We start from the raw sequence: 23,032 nt of genomic DNA on the forward strand, positions 1-23,032 counted from the left end.
ATGCCTACCGTACCGCGTTTCAGCACACCACAGGTCCAGCCCCAAGCGCTGCCGGCCGTGCGCGCTTCCTCGTCGGCTACCCCGGAATTGATGGGCGGCGCTGCCGCGCAGCAGGGTCAGCAGATGGGGCAGGGTCTCATGCGCCTGGGCGAGGACATGAGTCGCATCGCGCTCGACGCTCAGCAGCAGGCGAACCAGTTGCGGGTCGACGACGCGCTGAACCAAGCCAAGGAAGCCAGCAACCGGCTTATCTACGACAAGGATGCCGGCTTTGCCAACCTACGCGGGCAGGCCGCGCTGCAGCGTGACAGCGGCATGCCGCTGTCGGAAGAATACAGCCAGAAGCTGAAGGAATCGTTCGACGGCATTTCGGCCAGCCTGGGTAACGAGGCACAGCGCCTCGCGTTCCAGCGGCACGCCAATGACATGCTGACGCAGTTCCAGGCGTCGGCCATGCGGCACGAGGCGGACCAGTTTCGCGACTATGCGGTCTCGGTGCGGGAGGGAACGATCTCCAACCGCATGAACGATATCGGGCTGAACTACAACAACCCTAAGTTGATCGACGAAAACGTGCAGTCGATCCGCGCGGCCACCTACGACTTGGCGCGGATGCAAGGCCGGTCTGCCGAGTGGGCGGACGCCCGCGCGCGCCAGATGACCAGCAACGCCCATCTGGTGGCGATCGACGCTGCGCTGCAGAAGAATGACCCGGCATACGCGGACCAGTACCTGAAGAAGTATTCGAAGGACATGGACGCGAACGACATCCTGCGCGCCAGCGGGCTGGTGACAAAGCAGATGGACGCACGCATCGGCGCCGCGGCGGCCGGCAGCGTCATCACGGCGGCTATGCCCTCGATCATCCCCAGCGATGCCACGCGCCTGACCAACCTCGTGGCTGGCGACGGCTCGACGGTCGACGTGGCGAAGCTCACCGGGCTGGTCGCCAACCGCGAGAGCGGCAACCGCGACCTGAACTCTGATGGCTCGGTGGTCACCTCCCCGAAGGGCGCCAAGGGGCGCATGCAGGTGATGGATGGCACCAACACCGATCCTGGCTTTGGCGTGGCGCCGGCCAAGGACAACAGCCTGGCGGAGCGCGCCCGCGTGGGCCGCGACTACCTGACCGCCATGCTGCAGAAGTACCAGGGCAACGTGCCCCAAGCACTGGCTGCCTACAACGCGGGCCCGGGCGCCGTGGACAACGCCATCAAGAAGGCGGCGAGCGCGGGTGATCGTACCCGCCCCGCGCAGCCCGGCGACTGGATTGCGTATCTGTCGACGGAGACGCAGCAGTATGTCGCGGGAATCACCAAGGCATACAGCGCCGGCGCCGGCGCGCCACAGAAGCCGACCCTGCAGGACCTCCACGCCCAGGTGCGCCAGATCGTGGGCACCGACAACCCGGAGCGGCTGCGCGTTGCCGAGCAGGAGGTAACGCGCCGCTACGACGAAGCCAACAAGGCCGTGAAGCAGCGGGAGGACGAGGCCGTGGCCGCTGCGCAGCAGGGCATCGTTCAGAACGGGGGCAACTACAACGCACTTCCGGTCAACGTGCGCGCGGCCATCCCCCCGGGCAAGGTCGACGAGGTGATCCGCTTCGCCGGCACCATCTCGAAGGGCCAGGCCATCGAGACGGACTGGAGCCTGTATTACCAGCTCAAGAACGACCCGGGCGTGCTCGGCCGCGTGAACCTCATGGCGGTGCGCGACAAGCTGGGCGATGCGGAATTCAAGCAGCTGACGAACGAGCAGCAGGATATCCAGCAGGGCAAGACCGAGCGGATGACGAACCTGCGCACCGGGCGCGACTACCTGAGCCAATACATGCGCGAGGCTGGCATCGACCCCACGCCCAAAGATACCGACAAGGATGGTGCCGCCGTGGTCGGCCGGATCTGGAATGCCTTCGAAGATCGGGTGCGCGCGCGCGAGGGTGATCTCCAGCGCAAGCTCAAGCCCGAGGAGATGAAGGGCGAGGCGGCCGCGCTGTTCACCGCGGTGGAAGTGAATCGCCCCTTCTGGAACAAGAGCATGCCTGCTGCGGCCGTGGCAGCCGACCAGGCCCTCGCGGTGCCGGATACCGACCGCCAGCAGATCGCCCAGGCACTGCGCGCCGTGGGCAAGCCGGTGACCGATCAGGCCATCCAAGACATCTACCGCCGCTCCAAGGGCGTGATCGCACAAAAGCGCAATGGCTGACTCGAATCCCTATCTCAGTATCGTCCAGGGCGATATCGCGCCCAATCCTTACACGGAAGTGGTGGGCGGCCCGACGGCCGGCACACCTGGGCGCCTGTCCATGATGCAGGTGGCCGACCGCAACCCGGATGTCGAGGCCCGGCTGCAGGGTCTTGCCAAGCAGTACGGCGTGCCGGTGGAGTCGGTGCGCCTCCAACAGCCGGACTACGAGCGGCGCGCCACCATCGACTCGATCGACTACCAGGGGCTGGCTCGGGACTACCCGACCACCGCGGCCATGGTCTCCGATCCGCAGAAGGCGGCCATCTCCTACGACGACACGCCAAACCTGTCGGCCATCGAGAAAGGGGTACGCCTGCTGACGAACTCGGCGCGCGCGCTGGGCTCGGCCTTGCCGCAGTTCAATGCCTCCGCCTGGGGCGTGGCGCAGGCCGGCGCAGACGCGCTTGCCACGCTGACGAACCCGCTGGCCGGTACGATCCTGCCCGAGAACCCTTTCGCGCGCGTCGCGCAGGGCGTGGCAGGATTGCGCCAGCGGCAGGACAGCATCACCAAAGACATGATGCCGCGCGCCGAGGGCGCCGTGGAATCCGGATACTACTCGGGCCTACAGTCGCTGGGCCAAATGGGGCTGGCCGCGCCCTCCATGCTGACCGGCAACCCGGGTGGGATGCTGGGCATCCTGTCGGGCATAACCGGCGGGCAGGCCTACGGCGAGGCGCGCGACAAGGGCGTGGCGCCGCAATTGGCGCTGCCGTTTGCCGTCTCACAGGCCGCCATCGAATACGCCACCGAGAAGATCCCGGTGGGCCGCTTCCTGACCGACATTAAGGCCGGCACGCCGTTCGCCTCGATGCTGGCCCGCCAGATGGCGGCCGAGGTGCCGGGCGAGCAGGTGGCCACCATCCTGCAGGATCTGAACGAGTGGGCCATCCTGAACCCGGAGAAGCCGTTCTCGTCCTATCTGGCCGACCGGCCCGCCGCTGCCGTGCAAACGCTCGTGGCAACACTTGTTGCGTCCGGCGGTGCCGTGACCACGGCCAAGGGTGTCGAACTCGCCATGAACCGCGTGCGCGGGCGGGAAGCCCAGGCGGAGCAGGGTCTCCAGTCTGGCGAGGCGCTTACCCAGCTGGATCAGCTCGCTGCGGCGTCGAAGCTGCGCCAGCGCGATCCGGGGAGCTTCCGCGAATTCGTAGCGCAGGCCGCCGCCGACGGCGCCGTGCAGGACGTGTTCATCGACGCCAACCAGCTGCAGGAGCTCGCACAGTCCGGTGTCGACCTCTCGCCGCTGGTGGCGGCATCGCCCGCCGTGGCGGAGCAGATCGCAGAGGCTGTCCAGACCGGCGGCTCGGTGCGCATCCCGGTCGAGGACTTCGCCACGCACGTTGCCGGCACCGAGACCGGGGCCGCGCTGCTGCCCCACCTGAAGACCGATCCGGCCGGCATGTCGCGCGCCGAGGCCGAGGTCTTCATGCAGGAGAAGGCCGCCGAACTGCAGCAGGAGGTGGAGAAGGCGCTCACGGAGCAGCAGGGCGACGAGATGTTCAAGGCATCGCGCGCTGCCGTGGAGCAGCAGATCCTCGACCAGTTGAACCAGGTGAAGCGCTTTACCGCCAACGTCAACCAGGCGTATGCCGGCCTGATGGCGAACTTCTATGCGGTGCAGGCCGCGCGCATGGGAATCTCGCCCGAAGAACTGATGGCGCGCTACCCGGTGCAGATCCGCGCCGAGAACGTCGCCAACCCGGGGCAGGTGTTGGCACAGGGCGAGCAGGGCGATATCGGAATGCCGATATCGGAACAGGGCGCCCCCGGCGAAGCCGGAACCGCGCCGGCGAACACCACCCCTGCGGCCTCGCCAAGCAAGGCAGCACAAGGCTCTGCAGGTGCTGCAGCGCCCAAGGGAGGGCGCGCGAGCACCACCCCGGCGCAGCAACTTGAGCAGGCCGCCGGCGGCCAGCGCGGCTCGTTCAGCCCGTCGACCAACACCATCACGCTGCTGAAGAATGCGGACCTGTCGACCTTCCTGCACGAATCGGGGCACTTCTACCTTGAGGTGCAATTCGACATGGCGGCAAAGATTCAGCAGGAGCCGGCAGACACGCGCACGCCAGGGCAACAGCAGATCCTCGACGATGCCGCCGCCGTGCTCAAGTGGTTCGGTGTCCGCGATCTGAGCGAATGGTATAGCCTCGACTTCGAGGAAAAGCGCAGCTATCACGAGCAGTTCGCGCGCGGCTTCGAGGCGTACCTGTTCGAAGGCAAGGCGCCCAGCATCCAGCTGCAGGGCCTGTTCCAGCGCTTCCGCGCGTGGCTGCTGAACGTGTACAAGGATCTCAAGGCGCTGAATGTTGAACTGAGCGATTCGGTGCGCGGCGTGATCGACCGCATGGTGGCGTCCACGGAAGATATCAAGCTGGCGGAGCAGGGGCGCTCGATGCTGCCGCTGTTCGATTCGCCGGCACAGGCGGGCATGACGCCCGAAGAATTCGCGGCCTACCAGAATCTCAACGTGGACGCCACGAACGAGGCTGTGCAGGAACTGCAGGCACGCGGCCTGCGGGACATGCGCTGGCTGCACAACGCCAAGGGCCGGGTGATCAAGCAGCTGCAGAAGGAAGCCGCGGCGCGCCGGGCGGAGATCGAGATGGACGTGCGGCGCGAGGTGATGAGCCAGCCGGTGTACCGCGCCTGGCAGTTTCTGACCGAGAAGCCCAAGACCGTCCAGGGCGAGCCCACGCCAGAGCAGGCCGCGCACGCGGAGGCAGTGGCCGAGTGGCAGAAGGAACGCAACGAAGCCGAAGACCTAGCGCGGCAGCGCGCCCGTGCCGATGCCTGGGAAGCGTCCGCCGAATCGAAGGCCGAGTACGCCACGGGGCAGGCAAAGGGGATGGCCAAGGGCCAGTTCCTCGCCCGGTCAAAAAAGGACATCGACCTGACCGTGGCGCGCGCCATGCTCGACTGGGACCGCGCGAACCCGAAGCCCGAGCGCCCGGCAACCGCCGTCGAAGAATCGCCGGACGACCAGCACTATGGCAAGTTCGATTTGGAGGCGGTGCGCTCGCTCGGCATTCCGGCTGAGATCGTTGAGCACATCAAGAAACTGCGGATGACCGGCAAGGACGGCCTGCACCCGGATACGGTCGCGGATCTGTTCGGCTTCACGTCAGGTGACGAGCTAGTGCGCACACTCGCCGCCGCCCCGACGCCGCGCGAGGAGATTGGCGCGCTGACCGACCAGCGCATGTTGGAACAGTACGGCGACCTGGCGGACGCGCAGGCGATCGACAGGGCGGCGGACCGCGCCATCCATAACGAGGCGCGCACGCGCATGATCGCGACGGAAGCCAACGCGCTGGCGAAGGCGCTTGGCGCGCGCGAAGACACTGGCCGCGCTGACAAGAAGGGGCGCCCGATCACCCGCGCAATCCTGCCTCAGGCGGCGCGCCAGTTCGCCGAATCGATGATCTCGCGCCTGAAGGTGCGGGACATCCGGCCGGGGCAGTATGCCGCCGCCGAGGCGCGCGCAGGCCGCGCCGCGCAGGAAGCCAGCCGGGGCGGCGACCTCGAGGCTGCCGTTGCCGAGAAGCGCAACCAACTGGTGAACACCTACGCCACGCGCGCGGCCTACGATGCGCAGGAGCAGGTCGAGAAGGGGCTGCGCTACCTGCGCAAGTTTGAGAGCGAGGGCACACGCAAGGGGCTGGATTCGGACTACACCGAGCAGATCGACTCGCTGCTGGAGCGTTTCGACCTGCGCAAGCGCTCGCTCAAGGACATCGACAAGCGCGCGGCGCTTGCCGAATGGTTGACCGCGCAGCGCGAACAGGGCCTGGAACCGGACGTGCCGCAGGCGCTGCAGAACGAGGCGTACCGCAAGCCCTACAAGGACATGACCGTCGACGAGTTTCGCGGCTTGGTGGATACCATCAAGCAAATCGAGCACCTTGGGCGCCTCAAGCACCGGTTGCTCACCGCGCGGGACCAGCGCGCTTATGAAGTCATCCGCGACGAGATCGCGGCCAGCATCGAGGCCCACGCGGGCGACCGCTCGGCGAACACCCGTACGCCCACCACCAACCTGGGCCGCGCCGCGGCAAGCCTGAAGCGCTTTTGGGCCGCGCACATCAAGGCCGCCACCTGGGCGCGCGTGATGGACGGCGGCAAGGACGGCGGCCCCATGTGGGAGTACTTCGTGCGCAGCGCCAACGAGCGCGGCGACATGGAGACGACCATGCGTGCCGAGGCCACCACGGCGCTGTCCGCGCTCCTCGCGCCGGTCTTCAAGCTGGGCAAGATGGGCGGGGCCGGGCAGTTTTTCCCCACCATCCAGCGCAGCCTGAACCGCGAGGCCCGGCTAACCATTGCGCTGAACATGGGCAACGCCAGCAACATGCAGCGGCTGCTCGGTGGCGAGGGGTGGACGCCCGCGCAGGTGGTACCCGTCATGCAGTCGCTGACTGCCGAGGAATGGCGCGTGGTACAGGCCGTGTGGGATCACTTCGAATCCTACCGCCCGCGCATCGCGGCGAAGGAACGCCGCGTCTATGGCAAGGAACCCGAGTGGGTCGAGCCACAGGCATTCCAGGTCCAGACGCGCGACGGCGAGGTCGTAGACCTGCGCGGCGGCTACTACCCAATCAAGTACGATCCGGCGGCCAGCCAGCGAGCCGAGGAGCACGCCGACGCCGAGGGTGCCAAGCGCCAGCTGCAGGGCGCCTATACCTCGGCCACCACTCGCCGCAGCTTCACGAAGGCGCGGGCCGAGGAAGTCACCGGGCGACCTCTGCTGTACACGCTGGCCGGGCTGTATGCCGGCGTCAATGACGTGATCCACGACGTGGCCTGGCACGAGTGGCTGATCGACGCCAATCGCCTGCTGCGATCCAAGACCATCGACGGCGCGATCCGTAAGCATTACGGCCCCGAGGCAAAGCAGCAGCTCAAGACCTGGGCGGGCGCGGTCGCTGAGGGTGACCAGGGATCGGACGCAGCGGTGGACCAGGCGCTGTCGCGCCTGCGCCAGGGTATCAGCGTGGCCGGCCTGGGCTTCAACGCTATGAGCGCGGCGATGCAGCCGCTGGGCATCACGCAGTCCATCGTCCGCGTGGGCGCGAAGTGGATCGGGCGCGGCATGGCCCAGTACATCGCCAGCCCGATCGGCTCGACACGTGAAGTCAACGCCAAGTCCGAGTTCATGGCGAACCGGGCACGCACGCGCTTCCGCGAGCTTAACGAATTGCGCAACCAGGTGCAGGACCAAGGCGCCGCTAAGGAGCGGGTAGGGCGCTACGCCTATTTCCTGATGATGCGTGCGCAGCAGATGGTGGACGTGCCCACTTGGTTGGGCGCGTACGAGAAGGCCATTGCCGGCGGCAACGCGGAGGAGCGCGCTGTCGACCTGGCCGACCAAGCCGTGATTGATGCACAGGGCGGAGGGCAGACGAAAGACCTCTCGGCTATCGAGCGCGGCGGCCCGGCGCAGAAGCTGTTCACCGTGTTCTATTCGTTCATGAATACCGCGCTCAATGCTGGCGTGGCGCAGACCATGGCGGCCGACACGCCGGCCAAGAAGGCCCGGCTGGCGGTGGACTATGCGCTGCTGTACGTCGTGCCGGCCGTGCTCGGGTTCTTCCTCAAGGAGGGGCTCACGCCGGGCGGCGGGGACGACGACTGGGAGAAGTTGGCCAAGAAGCTGCTGGCGAACCAGATTGACTACCTGATGGGGCTGATGGTGGTGGTGCGCGAGTTTGGCGAGGCGGCCAAGACCGTCACCGGAGCCAATGACCGCGGGCGCGACTACACCGGGCCGGCCGGCCTGCGCATGATCTCCGACACGATGGCCTTCGCCAAGCAAGCGCACCAGGGCGAGTTCGACGATGCATTCCGCAAGGCCTCCATCAACTTGGTTGGCGATTTCTTCGGCCTGCCATCGGCACAGGTCAACCGTACCATCACCGGTGCGCAGGCGCTGGCAGGCGACAAGACCAGCAACCCCGCCGCGCTGGTATTCGGCTTCCAGAAGGAATAGCCGCCTGTGCGGTTACCGGCGCCCTCGTGCCCAACAATTAGGGCAGTTTCACGAGGGCGCCCTCCATGACAATTTCCAGTTCCGCACCCCGGAAGGCGGGGCCGTTCGCCGGTAACGGCGTGACAATCGATTTCCCGTTCAGCTTCCGCATCTTCAAGAAGCAGGACGTGCAGGTCACGCTCACCGATCCGTCCGGCGTGGATACGGTACTGGTGCTCGACTCGACCTATAGCGTCACCGTCAACAGCAACCAGGACACGAACCCCGGCGGCAGCATCCGGTACCCGAAGACCGGCGGCCCGATGGCAGCCGGTTACAAGCTGACGGTGACCGGCGCGCTCGACGAGACGCAGCCTACCGACCTGCCGAACCAGGGGCCGTACTTCGGCAATGTGGTCGAAGCCGTGTTCGACCGGCTGACCATCTTGGTGCAGCAGATCTCGGAAAAGGTCTCTCGCTCGCTCAAGTTCCCGGTTTCAGATTCCGGTTCGATATCGACGCTTCCGGCCGCCACCGCGCGCGCCAAGAAGGCCCTGATTTTCGACGACGCAGGCAACGTGGGGGTGTCTGTCGACAACTATGTCGACCAGCTCACGAACGTCACTGCGCAGGCCGATGCGGCAGCGCATAGCGCCGCCGACTCGGCCGCGAGTGCACAGCGCGCCGTCAACTATGCGGCCAAGACGGATGATTTCGCAGAGGGAACTGATAACTCCGCCAAGGCCTGGGCCGTGGGGGGCACGGGCAGTGGGCAGCCCACCGCCGGTGACGCCAAGTCGTGGGCGATCAAGGTGGGCGCAGCGGTGGTTGGCGGGCTATTTTCTGCCAAAGAATGGGCTGTCGGCACTTTCACGCGCGGTAGCGCGGGTGGCGGCTCCGCGAGGGATTGGGCAACTCTCCTAGGGGGTACCGTCGACGACACTGGCTACTCGGCAAAGAAGTATTCGCAGGATGCCAACGGCAGTGCTGCCATCGCTCAGGCAGCCGCATCGCAGGCGGCTTCGACGATCGCGCCCATCAGCGTGGCGGACTATGCCGGTCTTCGAGCCTTCGCTGGCGCGGCCGCCACGGTTGCGGTCACCGGCTACCTTGCGATGTCGGCCCCTGCGGGTGTGGCTGGGACATTCGTGCGCGACGACAATGACACGACTAGCGTAGACAACGGCGGCACGATCATCGTCGCAAGCAACGGAAAGCGCTGGAAGCGGATCTACGGCAGCAATCTCAACGTCCAGTGGTTTGGCGCGAAAGGTGACGGTGCGGCCGACGACACCACCTCTATTCAGGCTGCGTGCACCATCGCGGGGGCGCAGAACAAGAGCGTCGAGTTTCCGCCTACCTCGATTTTCTACAAACTAAATTCGGTCGTCGTCGTACCGGTCGGCGTCAGCATCTACGCCCTTGGGGCAACAGTAAAGCGATACCACAAGTACACAGTCGCCAACTCCGCATTTTCGCTATCCGGAAACAACATTGTGTTTGGCCTTACCTATGATGGTAACGCCACTGGGTTGGCTGATGCGGCGAATTTGACGCTATATAACGACTTCAATTGTTCGCCAGCACTCGGCGGGCAGGAGAGATTTTTTAAGTTTGAATCTTGCACATTCATCGACTCTCAGGGGTCGTTCATTCTGTCGAATAGCGGGCGTGATGTGGAGATTGTCGGCAACAAGTTCTACGCATACACGGACCATGCCGTTTACTTTGGCAACAGTGCGGTTGCAGCGAACGCAGCACAGAATGCGCTGATTGCAAACAATATTTTCCGTGCACCATCCACGACGACTCGTGAAGCCGTAAAGATCCGGAACGGCGTAAATGGGGTAATAGTCTCTGGCAATCAGTTCTACATGCCAACTGCTACCGCTATTGCGTTTGATTTCGGAGATGTAACGAATCCGAATAACAGGAATACGCGATTGCAAGCCATTGGAAACAATGGCGTGTGCGCTACGTTCGTGTCAACCACGGGCGGATTTCGAGGTGGGGATGGGAACCTCAATAACGCAGAGATAGTGCTACAGTCGAATGTCATCGACTGCACATATTTCCTCAAGAATGGAGCAAAGAACTGGGTCCAGCCGGCTAATTTCTTTGCTTCCGTTGACTCGATCCTGATTATCGATAACTTGCTCAAGGGCGGGATTATCAATATTTTTGGCCAAAAAGATCGGCCGGTCCGTGTCGGCTCTGGCGCAACTGGGACCGCCGTGCTTACAGGAGACGCGGTCACTTCTATCACGCTGGGGGCGGGCGGCGCGGGCTACACGAAAAACCCGGTGGTGTCGCTGCGCGATGGCACCAATACTGGATTCGGGGCTACAGCGCGGGCTACTGTGGTGGGAGGGGCTGTCACGGGCTTCACTGTGCTGACAGGGGGCATGGGATACACAACCCCACCTACTGTGTATTTTGAGGAATACGGCGTCAACTCTGTAGTCATCAAGAACAACACCTTCCTACCTAGCGAGGAGTCGTCGGTCGGCATCCCAGGTACCGTGACCGTGCTTGGGGACGTGGCCTACACAGAGATCATTGGCAACAACTTCGAGTGCCTAACGTCGAACTACTATGACCTTGATTTCCCAGCATCTGGTTATGTCAGCATTGCTAGCGGTATGAGCCGTGCCGTTGCCGCAAATACCCTGCTGAACTCCTCGCCTTGCAAGCCGCGCGTAATTCGAATAGAGCGGAATTATGTCAGCGCGGCCGGTAAGCTGATGTATGAGATCTCTACCGGGCATTGCACGGACGGGGGTGCGATGAACGACTATGACACCTACGTGATTCAAGACAACACGTTCGATTTGAAATTTGCTGGTGCGGGTACTAGCTCCCCGGTCGCAGTCTCGGCAAATAGCAACCGCGCTAAGTGGTTTATCCGGGGCAACAAACAGATTAACCATACTGCCGGCAGGACCGTCTGCGATCTGTCTGCACAGAGGGCTAACTGGGTTATCCCGGGGAACCTGGCGTTGGCCGATCCTAGCACCCCCCGCGGCTCGGTCACGTACGATCCCCCACTCATTGCCGTTAACAGCTTCGCCACGACAACTGTCTCTGTGCAGGGCGCGTTGCTCGGTGATGCCGTAGCCGTCGGGTTCTCCAATAGCCTGGCGGGCATGACGTTGACCGCTTATGTGTCGGCTAACAACACGGTCACCTGCGTGTTCTTTAACCAGACCGGCAGTCCGGTTGATTTGGCGAGCGGCATGCTCACAGCGAGGGTGGTGTATTGATGAACCTCGGGTGGCCTATGGGCCATCCGTGCACAAGTCTATCCCCCGACGCGTAGGGTAAGAGTGTTGTTGACGTGCGGTTATAGCATTGCTACAAAAGCTGACGACAATACTCGCGGGGAAATTTTGAACTTCACGGGCGGTAGGGTGCACGGATTCGACGGCCTGCGAGCGATAGCTGTCCTGCTCGTGTTCGCGCAGCACAAGTTTGCGTTGCACGGCGCAGGCCCTGGAAAATTGGGTGTGTGGGTATTTTTTGTTTTGAGCGGTTTTCTCATAACAGGAATCTTGCACGGGCAACGATCAAAGATCGAGGCGCACGGAACAAGCTATAAAGCGGAGCTAGCTAAATTTCTGTTTCGCAGAACGCTTCGGATATTTCCAATATATTATGTTGTTCTGTTTTTGATGGCAGTAAATTTTGCCGTCGGCATATGGAAAACAGGTTATGCGGATGGCATGATTTACCATGTTTTCTATCTGTCAAACATATGGATTGGGTATGTAGTGAAAGAGTGGCCGGGGCCTTTTTCGCACTTGTGGAGTCTGGCGACTGAGGAACAGTTTTATCTACTCTTCGCCCCGCTACTTCTTGCGGTCCCGGCGCGCCGCCACATGGGTGTTTGCGTTGCGATTATCGCTATCGGCTTAGTGGTCATGTTTTCGCTTATGGATGCGGGCGCACCTGAAGTAACGGTGTACACAGATCCCTTCTCGAATTTCTGGCTCCTTGCGTTGGGCGGCGCCACGTATCTACTCTACGCACGCCGCAAAGATTATCCCCGAGGAGCTGGTTCGTATGTTGTGTTCGCGGCCACGGTGGTCGCGACCATTGGTTGTGTTTTCTATGGGTCGATCCCCGGCGCGGATCGACCGGCGGCGTTTGTGGCGATATCGATAGCTGCTGGTATTGCGATTGCTATCCTCATCTGGTGGATCGCTAACAATGGAAACTCTAGAGTGGTTAGATTTCTAGAGTTTTCGCCATTGGTTTCGCTGGGGCGTGTTAGCTACGGATTTTATCTATTCCACGGGATTGTTCCGGACATAATGGGATCGCGTACTGTACGCGGCGCGTTCGGGGCGGATGGAGTTCCTCTTGTCCTGCATTGGATTTGGGTGCTCGCCTCGTTCGCGATTACCTATGCACTGGCTCAATTGAGTTGGAGATACATCGAGCAGCCAATTCTCAGGCTTCGGGATCGACGGTCCGCCGGGGCCGTGGCCGAACTTGCACAGCAAGGGGTTGGTATCGCGAAGTAAAGACGGGTAACCCAAGCAAGCCGCCTTCGGGCGGCTTTTTTCATCCCCTGCCGTGCGGTTACCCGGCCCGCCATCCAGTACCTTTGCTGCATTACAAGACACGGGACGGGAGCGGCAGGCCCGGGGTTGGATGGACAAACTTTGGCAGGAACGGCTGCGCGATCGAGGCGACGACGCCCTAGTGGCAGTACTCACCGAAATGCGTGATGCGCAGATCGCCACCGACAAGAAGCTGGACGACCTGCTGAACGGCTTTCCCAATGGCGACACGGAAGGCCACCGCCGCTACCACGAGGCGGTGATCGAGTGGCGCGAGCTGCGTAACCGCCTGGTGCGCGCCGCTCTCGAGAAGATGGCCGCCACCGGCGGCGTGGCCGCGATCGGCTGGCTGCTCTACACCCTGTGGGTGGCGTTCAAGATGGAGATCAAGCGATGATCCTTTCAATCCTATCCCTGCTCGGCGGTGGCCTGCTGCGCCTGCTACCCGAGGTCTTCAGCTTCCTGAACAAGAAGACCGACAACAGCCACGAGCTCGCCATGATGGACAAGCAGCTCGCGCTGGAGCAGGCCCGCGGCGCGAACCGCCAGAGCGAACTGGAACTACAGACCACCTCCGAGCAAATCGTCCACATGCTCGACGCCCAGGCCGAAGCGCTCAAGGGGCAGATGCAGATCACGGGCATCCGGATCGTGGACGCGCTTAACTTCCTCGTCCGGCCGCTGGCAACCTACTACGTGCTCGCGCTGTACGGCCTGGCCAAGGTTGCCATGTTCGTGCTGGCCACCCAATCGGGGATCTCCGGTTGGGAAGCTATCTTGAAGCTGTACACCGATGACGACCGGAATATCCTGTCGGGCATCCTAGGCTTCTGGTTCGTCGGTCGCTGCTTCGAGAAGGGCCGGAAGTGAAAGCCGCGCTGGAACTGCTGGTGACCCTCGTGATGCGCTTCGAGGGCTGCCGGCTGACCGCCTATCAGGATGTGGTGGGCATCTGGACCATCGGCTATGGGGAAACCCACGGCGTGAAGCCCGGGATGGTCTGGACCCAGGCGCAGGCCGAATCGGTGCTCCGCATGCGCGTCGCCCAATTCCTGCTGGGGGTCTACAAGCGCGCACCCATGTTGTGGCTGGAGCCGCCTGAGCGCGCTGCGGCGTGCGGCAGCCTGGCCTACAACATCGGCCTGGGCGCATTCAACGCCAGCACGGTAAAGCGCAAGACGAACGATGGGGATTGGGCGGCGGCGGCCCGCGCCTTCCTGCTCTGGAACAAGGCAGGGGGTAGGGTGGTCAGGGGCCTGACCATCCGGCGCCAGGCCGAGAGCGGCGTCTACCTGTCCGCTTGACGCCGGATCTCCCGGCGCGCCAGCAGGATGGCCGCCGCGATGCCGCCCAGCACAATGCCCGTTTCGAATTGCGGCAGCTGCTGGATGAGCAGGCCGGCCAGGACGATACAGACCAGCATGATGCCGGCCGCTTTGAGATAGCGCATGGTGATCCCCCGGTTGTTTCGCGGTATGGTACTCCACACGCCAAAACGCCCCTCCAAAGTGTTCCGCAAAACGGAAACACACTCAGGCTTTATGCGGGTTTACAGGGGGATGGTGCCGAGGAATTGCGGAACTGAAATCAGCCGGAAAGCCGCGCCAATACTGGAAACCTTGAGAGCTTGGGAAGCTAAGGTAATGGCCATTATACGACGCCCGCAAGAAGCGCGATTCTACGCGGGATGCCCCGGCGAGCGCAAGGTGCGCGGGCGCCGGATCCCATGAAAAGTGCATTATCTCGCGCTTCCGCCCACCGGTGGCCAGCGCCAGCCGCAAGCGCAGCAGCTGGCCAGCACTGCGTCAGGCCAAGGCGCGCTGTGCCGAAGCGCCTCTGGGTGACATGGGCGCTATTTCGATCAACGGCTGATCGGAGGGGCTTGAAGGCGCTATGGCGCCTTATGGAGCCACCCGCAGCCGGCAGACCGCCGCTTCCTCCTGGCCCGGCGCGAGCCAGCGCAACCCTGTGCCGTGGTGGATGGCGTTGGGCAGGCCTAGCCAGGGTTCCACGCAGTAGAAGTCGGAGTCGACGCGCTCCGACCAGGTGGTGACCGCGAACCAAGGCGTGCTGCCCGGCGTGTCCAGATCGATCACCAGTTTGCGGCCATGCGGGGCGGTGGCATCGGGTGGCGTGGCCAGCGTGCAGTGGCGCGGCGCTGCGGGCTGGGCATGCAGGACGTGAAAGGTGTCTTGCAGGCGCGGGTCGTCGAGCTGATAGGTCTCGGCGCCCTGGCCGTTCAATGCCAGCGAGCCGTCGGGGCGCTGGCGCATCAGTTCCGCGGCCGGCATGGTCAGTGTGGAAGCGGCGCGCGCCTGGTGGGCGAGCGGGAAGTAGAAGTGGTGGCCGGCGTAGTAAGGCAGGGCCTGCTCGCCAGCGTTGCGCGTGCGCAATGTGGCTTCGAGGCCGTCGTCGAGCAGCCGGTAGGTGACCTCGAACAGGAACTCGAAGGGGTAGGCCGCGCGCGTTGCGTCCGACGCTTGCAGCGTCATGGTCAGGCTGCGTCCCGCCTCGTGCTGGGTGACCGCGAAGGGTAGGTCGCGCGCGAAGCCGTGGATCGGCAGCGTCCGTACGGTGCCACTGGTGTCTTTCCATGCGCCGGGCACGCTGTCGACGAAGTGCCTGGCAATGAAGGGGAACAGTATCGGGTTGCCGCCACGCACGCGGGCCAGTTGGGACCAGTCGGCGTTCTGCGGCCAGTAAAGGATGTCCTCGCCGCGATGCACCCAGCGCACCAGGCGGGCGCCGAACTGCGGGGCGAGCAGCATGAAACTGGAATCGTCTCCGACCCGGATCAGTTCCTGGCCTTGGAAATGCATAGAATTGAGAGGCAGCATGCAAGTTGCGGCGGGAGTGGGCATCGCTGCATGATAGCCGTCAACGCGCCTTGCCGCGGCACCTGCCCGGTGCTCGGCCGCGCCCCCGGCCGGTGCAGAGGCGTCGGGCGTTCGTCAGGCATGTGCCTTTCGCAGCGATCGCTGTGCCACATTCGGGCCAGTTCTCGCCGCTTTCGGCGCTGCGTGGGCTCGCGGCCGCTGGCGTGAATGTTGCGTCGCAGTGCAGAGCGTTTCCCTCAGCGAAAGGAGCTTGTCATGGCCGAGTCCCTCAGCAAGTCCAGCGCGTCCGCTGGCGATGCCGCTACGGATGCCTCTCCCACGAAGTTCTCCCACGTGCGCCCGCAAGACACAGCCTTTGTCGACCAGGGTTTGCGCGATTTCTTCCTGTATCGCGACCTGGGCATTGCCGAGGCCACCGGCGGCAAGCTGCTGGTGCAACTGGTCAAGGCCAACCAGCCGCCCGAGCAAGGCACCGGCTGGCACAGGCACGAGGCGCAGTTCCATGTGGTACTGATGCTCAAGGGCTGGGCGCGCTTCATGTACGAGGACAAGGAGACGCTGGTGGCGGCTGGCGATTGCGTGCACCAGCGCCCCGGCATCACGCATTTCCTGTTCGACTACTCGCCGGACATGGAGTACCTGGAGATCGTGGGGCCCGCGGATTTTGGCACCGTCGATGTCGAGGGTCCATGCGCGGTGCCGGCGGTGACGCCGTGGCCGGCAGACCAAAATGCCGCCTAAGCTCCCGGCTGCCTGGCCGCGCTGCGCGGCCTCATGCGCACAACCTCACGCGTTCATATGGACGGCGTTGCGCACTAGCGGATAGACCTGCGAATCCCAGCGCTTGCCATTGAACACGCCGTAGTGCCCCACGCCGGTTTGCACGTGGTGCATGCGCATATAGGGCCGCAGGCTGCCGCACAGTTCCTGCGCGGCCATGGTCTGCCCGATGGCGCAGATATCGTCGCGCTCGCCCTCCACCGTGAGCAGCGCCGTGCGGTGGATCGCGTGCGGGTTCACGCGGCGCCCGCCTACGTCCAGCAGGCCCTGCGCCAGCAGGAATTCCTGGAACACCATGCTCACGGTTTCGAGATAGAACTCCGCGCTCAGGTCCATGGTGGCGAAGTACTCCTCGTAGAACACCTGGATCGCATCCGCGCGATCATGCTGGCCGCTGGCACGCAGGTCGTAGAGGTCGCGGAAAGCCTGCTGGTGGCGCTCGCTGTTCATGCTCATGAAGGCGATCAGCTGCATGAAGCCGGGGTAGACGCGACGCATCGCGCCGGCAAAGCGAAACGGCACATAGCTGGTGAGCGAGCGCTCGAACCATTCGATGGGCTGGCTGGTGGCAAGCTCATTGACCTTGGTCGGGTTGATGCGCGCGTCGATGGGGCCGGCCATCAGGATCAGGCTCGGCGGCTGCGCCGGATCGCTATCTTCTGCCATCAACGCCACGGCGGCGAGCGCCGCCACCGTGGGCTGGCACACCGCCATCAGGTGCGTGCCGCCGCCCAGCACGCGCAGGAAATCGATCAAGTGATAGACGTACTCGTCAAAGCCAAAGCGGCCGTGCGCCAGCGAGATGTCGCGCGGGTTGTGCCAGTCGGTGATGTAGACATCGTGATCGCGCAGCATGGTCTGCACGGTGCCACGCAGCAACGTGGCAAAGTGGCCCGACATCGGTGCCACCAGCAGCACTCGCGGGTGGTCGTAGACGCCGTGCTTGCGAAAATGCAGCAGCGAGCAGAACGGCGTGCTCGCGGTCACTTCCTCCGTAACCTGTACCGGTGTGCCGTTCACCATGACGCTGTCGATGGCGAACGGCGGGCGATGGTGTGTCAGGCGGCTCAGTGCGAGCACCTCGCAGGCCGCGCGCGTGGCAAGCATCGGCTCGCATCCTGCCAGGCGCGGATTTTCTGCAAGCGTGTTCGACACCATGTCGGCCAGGCTGCAGGCGGGCTGCATGAAATCCGCATAAGTCTGGTACACCTGATACAGCATGGCTCGCCCCTTTTTATGCGTCGACCTCATCAGCCGCAATATGCGTGCCACGGCGAATCGCGTTGGCATGAGGCTTGCGGGCCTGCCCATATGGCGGAACGGGGTGACCTGTTCTGGTTCGTATGCGGCGCAAGCGCCGCGCGCGAACGACGCGCGCGGATCTTCGCCAGTACATCTGCCTCATGCTGGTGCTGCGCGGCGCACCGTGCCGGTGCCGCCGTGGCCGTAGCATCTTTAACCGTGAAACGGCGTGCCTGTCACGTGCCTGATGCGTGCTTGTTTCGGCGTGCGGCGCATGCCTTTGCGCCACATCGAGGTAAGAGCAAGGTAAGCGCAAGCTGCACCGATGTCCCCGCCATGATGTAGTACAAAATCATAGTAGAAGCAGCGAGCACAAAGCACACGACGCATAGCGCGACACTGCAGCGAGAGACAGGGGCGCACCGTCTGCTGGCACACAGACGACGGAAATCGCCCACCGTGCAACGGCTTTTCCAGGTGGCAAGGAGGCGGGATGGCAAGGACGACACTCACCATCAGCAGTAAAACGTATTCATCGTGGTCTCTGCGCGGCTGGCTGCTGGTGCGCTTCGCGGGACTGGAATTCGAGGAGGTGCTGGTGCCCCCCGATGATGCCGCGGCGCGCGCGGAAATCCTGCTGCTGTCGCCCTCGATTCTCGTTCCCCGCCTGCTGCACCAGGGGGTGACCGTGTGGGATACGCTGGCTATCGCCGAGTATCTCAACGAGGTCCGCCCGAAGGCCGGCCTGCTGCCCGACGACCGTGCCGCGCGCGCGCATTGCCGCGCCATCTGCGGCGAGATGCACTCGGGCTTCGCCGCCATGCGCGCGGCGTTGCCCATGAACTTGAAGGGGCACTTTCCAGGCTTCAAGGTGTGGTCGCGCGCGCAGGCCGATATCGACCGCATCGCACAGATCTGGACCGAGTGCCTGACGCAATACGGCGGCCCGTATCTGTTTGGCGCAACGCGCACCATGGCCGATGCGATGTACGCGCCGGTGGTGACGCGCTTCGTGACCTATGGCGTGATGCTGGATCCGGCGCCGGTTGAATACTGCAAGCAGATCCTGGCCATGCCGGAGCTGCAGGAATGGATCGCCGCGGCGAAGAAAGAACCCGACGAAATCAGCGAACTCGAAGTGGAGTTCTGACCGTCTTGCCAGGACAAAGTAGAGAAAGAAGCGGGCGCATCGCGGCGTTCAAGGCTGCGGTGCGCCCTTTCTCCTTTCACGCCGCCGCGGACTCGCTGGCGCGCGCCGCGATAAATCGCTCGGCGTAGGCGAAATACCAGTCCAGCGTTTCCGGGTTGGCCATGGCGTCGCGGTTGGCGATCTTGTCTGGCGCGTGGCCCAGCAGCAGCTTCTTGATGGGCACTTCCATCTTCTTGCCTGACAGCGTGCGCGGCACGCCGGGCACTTGCAGGATCTCGTTGGGCACATGGCGTGAGGACAGCGCGCTGCGGATGCGTGCGCGCATGGTGTCGCGCAAGGCATCGTCCAGGACCATGCCCTCGCGCAGCACCACGAACAGCGGCATATACGAGTCGCGCCCCAGGTATTCGAGGTCCACCACCATGCTGTCGAGCACTTCCGGCAAGTCCTCCACCACGCGGTACAGCTCGCTGGTGCCCATGCGGATGCCGTGCCGGTTGATGGTCGCGTCCGAGCGGCCGTAGATGATGGCGCCGCCGTGCGCGGTGATCTTGATCCAGTCACCGTGGCGCCACACGCCGGAATAGGTGTCGAAGTAGCTGTCGCGGTAACGCTGCCCGTTGGTGTCGCCCCATAGGAACAGCGGCATCGACGGCATCGGCGCCGTGCAGACCAGCTCGCCCACCTCACCCACCAGCGCATTGCCCGCTTCGTCGAAGGCTTCGACTTTGGCGCCCAGGCAGCGGCACTGCATCTCGCCCGAGTAGACCGGCAGGATCGGGCAGCCTGCCACGAACGAGCCGGCGAAGTCGGTGCCGCCGCTCATCGGCGCAAGCCAGATGTCCGCGCTCACGTGGCGGTAGATCCAGTCATAGGCCTCGGCCGGCAGCGGCGAGCCGGTCGAACCGAGCGCGCGCAGCCGGGATAGGTCGGCCACGCGCGCGGGCTCGATCCCTGCCTTCATGCCGGCCGTGAAGAACGCCGCGCCCGCGCCAAAGGCGGTGACGCGCGCGGCATCCACGAAGCGCCACAGCACGCCGGCGTCGGGCCAGGCGGGATTGCCGTCGTAGAGCGCGATGGTGCTGCCCAGCAGCAGCCCCGCGATCTGCGCGTTCCACATGATCCAGCCACTGCTGCTGTACCAGTGGAAGACGTCGTCCGGCCCGAGGTTATTGTGAAACGCCATCAGCTTGAGCTGCTCGATGACGATGCCGCCGTGGCCGTGCACGATGGGCTTGGGCATGCCGGTGGTGCCGGAGGAGTAAACGATCCACAGCGGGTGGTCGAATGGCACGGATTCGATCGCCAGCGGTACGCGATGCGCCAGCACCGCCTGCCAGGCATGGCGGCGCACGTTGGCGGGAAGCGCGATGGCGTTGGGGGCGGCATGCGCATCGGTGTGCTCGCCCGGCACCAGTACCAGGTCGGTGAGCGAGGGCAGGGCGGCGGCCAGGTCGGCCAGCACTGGCGCCCGATCGTAGGCCTTGCCGCCATATCGGTAGCCATCGACGGCGATCAGCACCTTGGGTTCGATCTGGCGGAAACGGTCGCTTACCGCCACCTGGCCCATGTCGGGCGCGCAGCCCGACCAGATCGCGCCAAGGCTGGCGGTGGCCAGGAAGGCGACGACCGTGGCGGGGATGTTCGGCAGGTAGCCCGCCACGCGATCGCCGCGCGCCACGCCCATGCCGCGCAAGGCATGGGCCAGCGAGGCAACCTGCTGCTCCAGCACATCCCAGCTCAGGTCGGTGACCGCGATGGACTCACCGGCGTAGCGGATGGCCGTGCGCTCGCGCGCGGCGCCGCTGCCGGCATGGCGGAACACTTGCTGCACGTAGTTCAGGCTGGCGCCTTCGAACCAGCGCGCGCCGGGCATCTGCGCGCTGCCGAGCACGCGCTCGGCAGGGGTATCGAAGCGCAGGTCGAAATAGGCGCGGATGGCGTCCCAGAAGGCTTCCAGGTCGGTCACCGACCATTGCCACAGCGCGCCGTAGTCGGCAAAGGCGAGGCCGCGCTCGCTCTCCAGCCAGCGCATGAAGTGCGCAATGCGGCTGCCGTCGCGAAACGCCTGCGACGGCGTCCATCTCAGTTGCCCTTCTTCAAGGGTTGTCATGTCTCCTCCTCGGGTCCGTCTCGCGCGGACGTGCGGATGGGTTGCGATGCGGTTTTGGTGTGATCTTACATGCCGGCCGCCATCACGCTTTGGCGCGGGCCTCGAACAAGGCGTCCCACATGCCGTCGACCCGGGCTTTGACCGCGGCATCCATCTGGATCGGACGGCCCCATTCGCGGGTGGTCTCGCCGGGCCATTTGTCGGTGGCATCGATGCCCATCTTCGAGCCCAGCCCCGACACCGGCGAGGCAAAGTCGAGATAGTCGATCGGCGTGTTTTCCACCAGCACGGTGTCGCGCGCGGGATCGACGCGGGTGGTGATGGCCCAGATCACTTCCTTCCAGTCGCGCACGTCGACATCGTCGTCCACCACCACGATGAACTTCGTATACATGAACTGGCGCAGGAAGCTCCAGACGCCGAACATCACACGCTTGGCGTGGCCGGCGTACTGCTTCTTCATGCGCACCACGGCCATGCGGTAGCTGCAGCCCTCCGGCGGCAGGTAGAAGTCGGTGATCTCCGGGAACTGCTTTTGCAGCAGCGGCACGAACACTTCATTGAGCGCCACGCCAAGCACCGCAGGCTCATCGGGCGGCTTGCCGGTATAGGTGGAGTGGTAGATCGGATCGCGCCGCATGGTGATGCGGTCGATGGTAAAGACGGGGAACCAGTCCTGCTCGTTGTAATAGCCGGTGTGGTCGCCGTACGGGCCTTCCAGCGCATGCTGGTAGCCGGACGGGTGATCCGGGTCGGGCTGGATGTGGCCTTCCAGCACGATCTCGGCTGAGGCCGGCACGCTCAGCTCGGACAGCGTCGGCGTGATGCAGCCGGCCAGCGCGGTGCGGCTGCCGCGCAGCAGGCCCGCGAACTGGTATTCCGACAGGGTGTCGGGCACCGGGGTGACGGCGCCGAGGATGGTGGCAGGGTCCGCGCCCAGCGCCACCGCGATCGGAAACGGCTTGCCGGGGTTGGCCAGCGCGTGCTCGCGGAAATCCAGTGCGCCGCCGCGATGCGCCAGCCAGCGCATGATGACCTGATTGCGACTGATCACCTGCTGGCGGTAGATGCCAAGGTTCTGGCGCTTCTTGTGCGGACCCTTGGTGATCACCAGGCCCCAGGTGATCAGCGGCGCCGCGTCTTCCGGCCAGCACGTCTGGATCGGCAGGCGCGCCAGATCCACGTCGTTGCCTTCCCACACCACCTCCTGGCAGGCCGGACTGCCCACGCGCTTGGGCGCCATGTCCCACACCGATTTGACGAGGGTGAACAGCTTGCCGGCTTCGCGCAGGCCGCGGGGTGGTTCGGGCTCCTTGAGTGCGGACAGGACGCGGCCGATGTCGCGCAGGTCGGCCATGCTTTCGGCACCCATGCCGAGGGCTACTCTGCGTGTCGTGCCGAACAGATTGGCCAGTACGGGCACGCTATAAGTCTGACCAGGCCGATGGGGATCGCTCGGGTTTTCGAACACGACTGCCGGTCCTCCCGCTCTCAACAGCCTGTCGCAAATTTCGGTCATTTCGAGGTTGGGCGACACCGGCGCACCGATCCGTTTCAGTTCGCCAAGGCCTTCCAGCTGGCCTAGGAAATCGCGCAAGTCGTTGTATTTCATGATTTATTCGATTGAGGCGCAGGCACGTTAGCGCACCTGTCCACGCAAGTTGTGTGAAGCAAGATTCACATGAATGCGATGGGGCACAAAAAAATCGTCCCAATTTGCATGTCCAAATTGTAAATTTTTTGACTCTGCCGCGGTCGGCAAGGATGGCCTCCATGCTTTGCCAGTACTGAGTTTCAACCAATGGAGGGGGCACGGAAGTGCGTCAAAGACCCTTGTTACATATAACCAAAAGCTTTGTTTATCGAAAACGTTATTCTTGACGATGTATAAAAGGGTTCCTACAATCCGGTTCTGCTCGTTGGAGTGTTGCGGTGCAGCACATTTTCTTCTGCCCTGTCAAGGGGATTAGTGGGGAATTATCCATATCTGATCATATGAGCGGATGCGTCTGAGCAGGACGGATTCGATCGATCGCCCCGGCCGTGGCCGGGTGCTTTGAGTAGTTCGCGGCAGGGCAGGCTCCCCCAAGAGCCTACCCTGTTTCTCGTTGGGCGCATGGGGAGCGCCCA

Annotated in this window: 14 protein-coding genes; 9 read left to right on the forward strand and 5 right to left on the reverse strand. The window is 64.0% G+C overall.

Annotated features, from left to right (window positions below; genetic code table 11):
- From AC1RWI_RS08160 to AC1RWI_RS08190, 7 genes are all read left to right on the forward strand, one after another.
- Complete coding sequence (locus tag AC1RWI_RS08160; RefSeq protein ID WP_492865653.1) at positions 1-2,205, forward strand: transglycosylase SLT domain-containing protein; 2,205 nt, start codon at positions 1-3, stop codon at positions 2,203-2,205.
- Positions 2,198-8,236: a hypothetical protein gene (locus tag AC1RWI_RS08165; RefSeq protein ID WP_492865655.1), complete on the forward strand. Its 6,039-nt coding sequence runs from the start codon at positions 2,198-2,200 to the stop codon at positions 8,234-8,236. Before AC1RWI_RS08160 ends, AC1RWI_RS08165 begins: the two co-directional genes overlap by 8 nt.
- Positions 8,237-8,301: 65 nt before the next feature.
- Positions 8,302-11,478 (forward strand): putative phage tail protein, encoded by a 3,177-nt coding sequence (locus AC1RWI_RS08170; RefSeq protein ID WP_492865657.1) that lies wholly within the window; start codon positions 8,302-8,304, stop codon positions 11,476-11,478.
- Positions 11,479-11,604: 126 nt separating this feature from the next.
- Complete coding sequence (locus tag AC1RWI_RS08175; protein ID WP_492865659.1) at positions 11,605-12,741, forward strand: acyltransferase family protein; 1,137 nt, start codon at positions 11,605-11,607, stop codon at positions 12,739-12,741.
- Between the two features lie 130 nt (positions 12,742-12,871).
- The gene (locus AC1RWI_RS08180) at positions 12,872-13,177 is read left to right on the forward strand and encodes a hypothetical protein (RefSeq protein WP_492865661.1); all 306 of its coding nucleotides are present in this window, start codon (positions 12,872-12,874) and stop codon (positions 13,175-13,177) included.
- On the forward strand, positions 13,174-13,650 hold the full coding sequence (locus AC1RWI_RS08185; protein WP_492865663.1) for a hypothetical protein: 477 nt from the start codon (positions 13,174-13,176) through the stop codon (positions 13,648-13,650). The genes AC1RWI_RS08180 and AC1RWI_RS08185 overlap by 4 nt, the downstream gene beginning before the upstream one ends.
- Complete coding sequence (locus tag AC1RWI_RS08190; protein WP_492865665.1) at positions 13,647-14,084, forward strand: lysozyme; 438 nt, start codon at positions 13,647-13,649, stop codon at positions 14,082-14,084. Before AC1RWI_RS08185 ends, AC1RWI_RS08190 begins: the two co-directional genes overlap by 4 nt.
- On the opposite strand, the gene AC1RWI_RS08195 is transcribed toward AC1RWI_RS08190, so the two are convergent.
- A complete protein-coding gene (locus AC1RWI_RS08195) occupies positions 14,069-14,230 on the reverse strand; it encodes a hypothetical protein (protein ID WP_492865667.1) in 162 nt (53 codons plus the stop codon). The two genes, AC1RWI_RS08190 and AC1RWI_RS08195, sit on opposite strands and share 16 nt — an antisense overlap.
- 451 nt (positions 14,231-14,681) lie before the next feature.
- Positions 14,682-15,599 carry an aldose epimerase family protein gene (locus tag AC1RWI_RS08200; protein ID WP_492865700.1) on the reverse strand — a complete coding sequence of 306 codons (918 nt, stop codon included), beginning with the start codon at positions 15,597-15,599 and terminating at the stop codon, positions 14,682-14,684.
- A gap of 273 nt (positions 15,600-15,872) precedes the next feature.
- On the opposite strand from AC1RWI_RS08200, the gene AC1RWI_RS08205 reads away from it, so the two are divergent.
- Positions 15,873-16,358 carry a cupin domain-containing protein gene (locus AC1RWI_RS08205; RefSeq protein ID WP_492865669.1) on the forward strand — a complete coding sequence of 162 codons (486 nt, stop codon included), beginning with the start codon at positions 15,873-15,875 and terminating at the stop codon, positions 16,356-16,358.
- Between the two features lie 45 nt (positions 16,359-16,403).
- Here the strand turns inward: AC1RWI_RS08205 and AC1RWI_RS08210 are convergent, their stop codons facing one another.
- Positions 16,404-17,618, reverse strand: coding sequence for a polyhydroxyalkanoate depolymerase (locus tag AC1RWI_RS08210; RefSeq protein ID WP_043348594.1), 1,215 nt, complete (start codon positions 17,616-17,618; stop codon positions 16,404-16,406).
- 514 nt (positions 17,619-18,132) lie between these two features.
- Here AC1RWI_RS08210 and AC1RWI_RS08215 point away from each other — a divergent pair.
- Positions 18,133-18,789, forward strand: a complete 657-nt coding sequence (locus AC1RWI_RS08215) for a glutathione S-transferase family protein (protein ID WP_006162908.1) — start codon at positions 18,133-18,135, stop codon at positions 18,787-18,789.
- 76 nt (positions 18,790-18,865) lie between these two features.
- On the opposite strand, the gene AC1RWI_RS08220 is transcribed toward AC1RWI_RS08215, so the two are convergent.
- Positions 18,866-20,902 carry an acetoacetate--CoA ligase gene (locus AC1RWI_RS08220; protein ID WP_492865671.1) on the reverse strand — a complete coding sequence of 679 codons (2,037 nt, stop codon included), beginning with the start codon at positions 20,900-20,902 and terminating at the stop codon, positions 18,866-18,868.
- Positions 20,903-20,984: 82 nt separating this feature from the next.
- Complete coding sequence (gene ubiD / locus AC1RWI_RS08225) at positions 20,985-22,514, reverse strand: 4-hydroxy-3-polyprenylbenzoate decarboxylase (protein WP_492865673.1); 1,530 nt, start codon at positions 22,512-22,514, stop codon at positions 20,985-20,987.
- Between the last annotated feature and the right edge of the window lie 518 nt (positions 22,515-23,032).

It is taken from the genome of Cupriavidus sp. MPR-AND1C, from assembly GCF_058809705.1.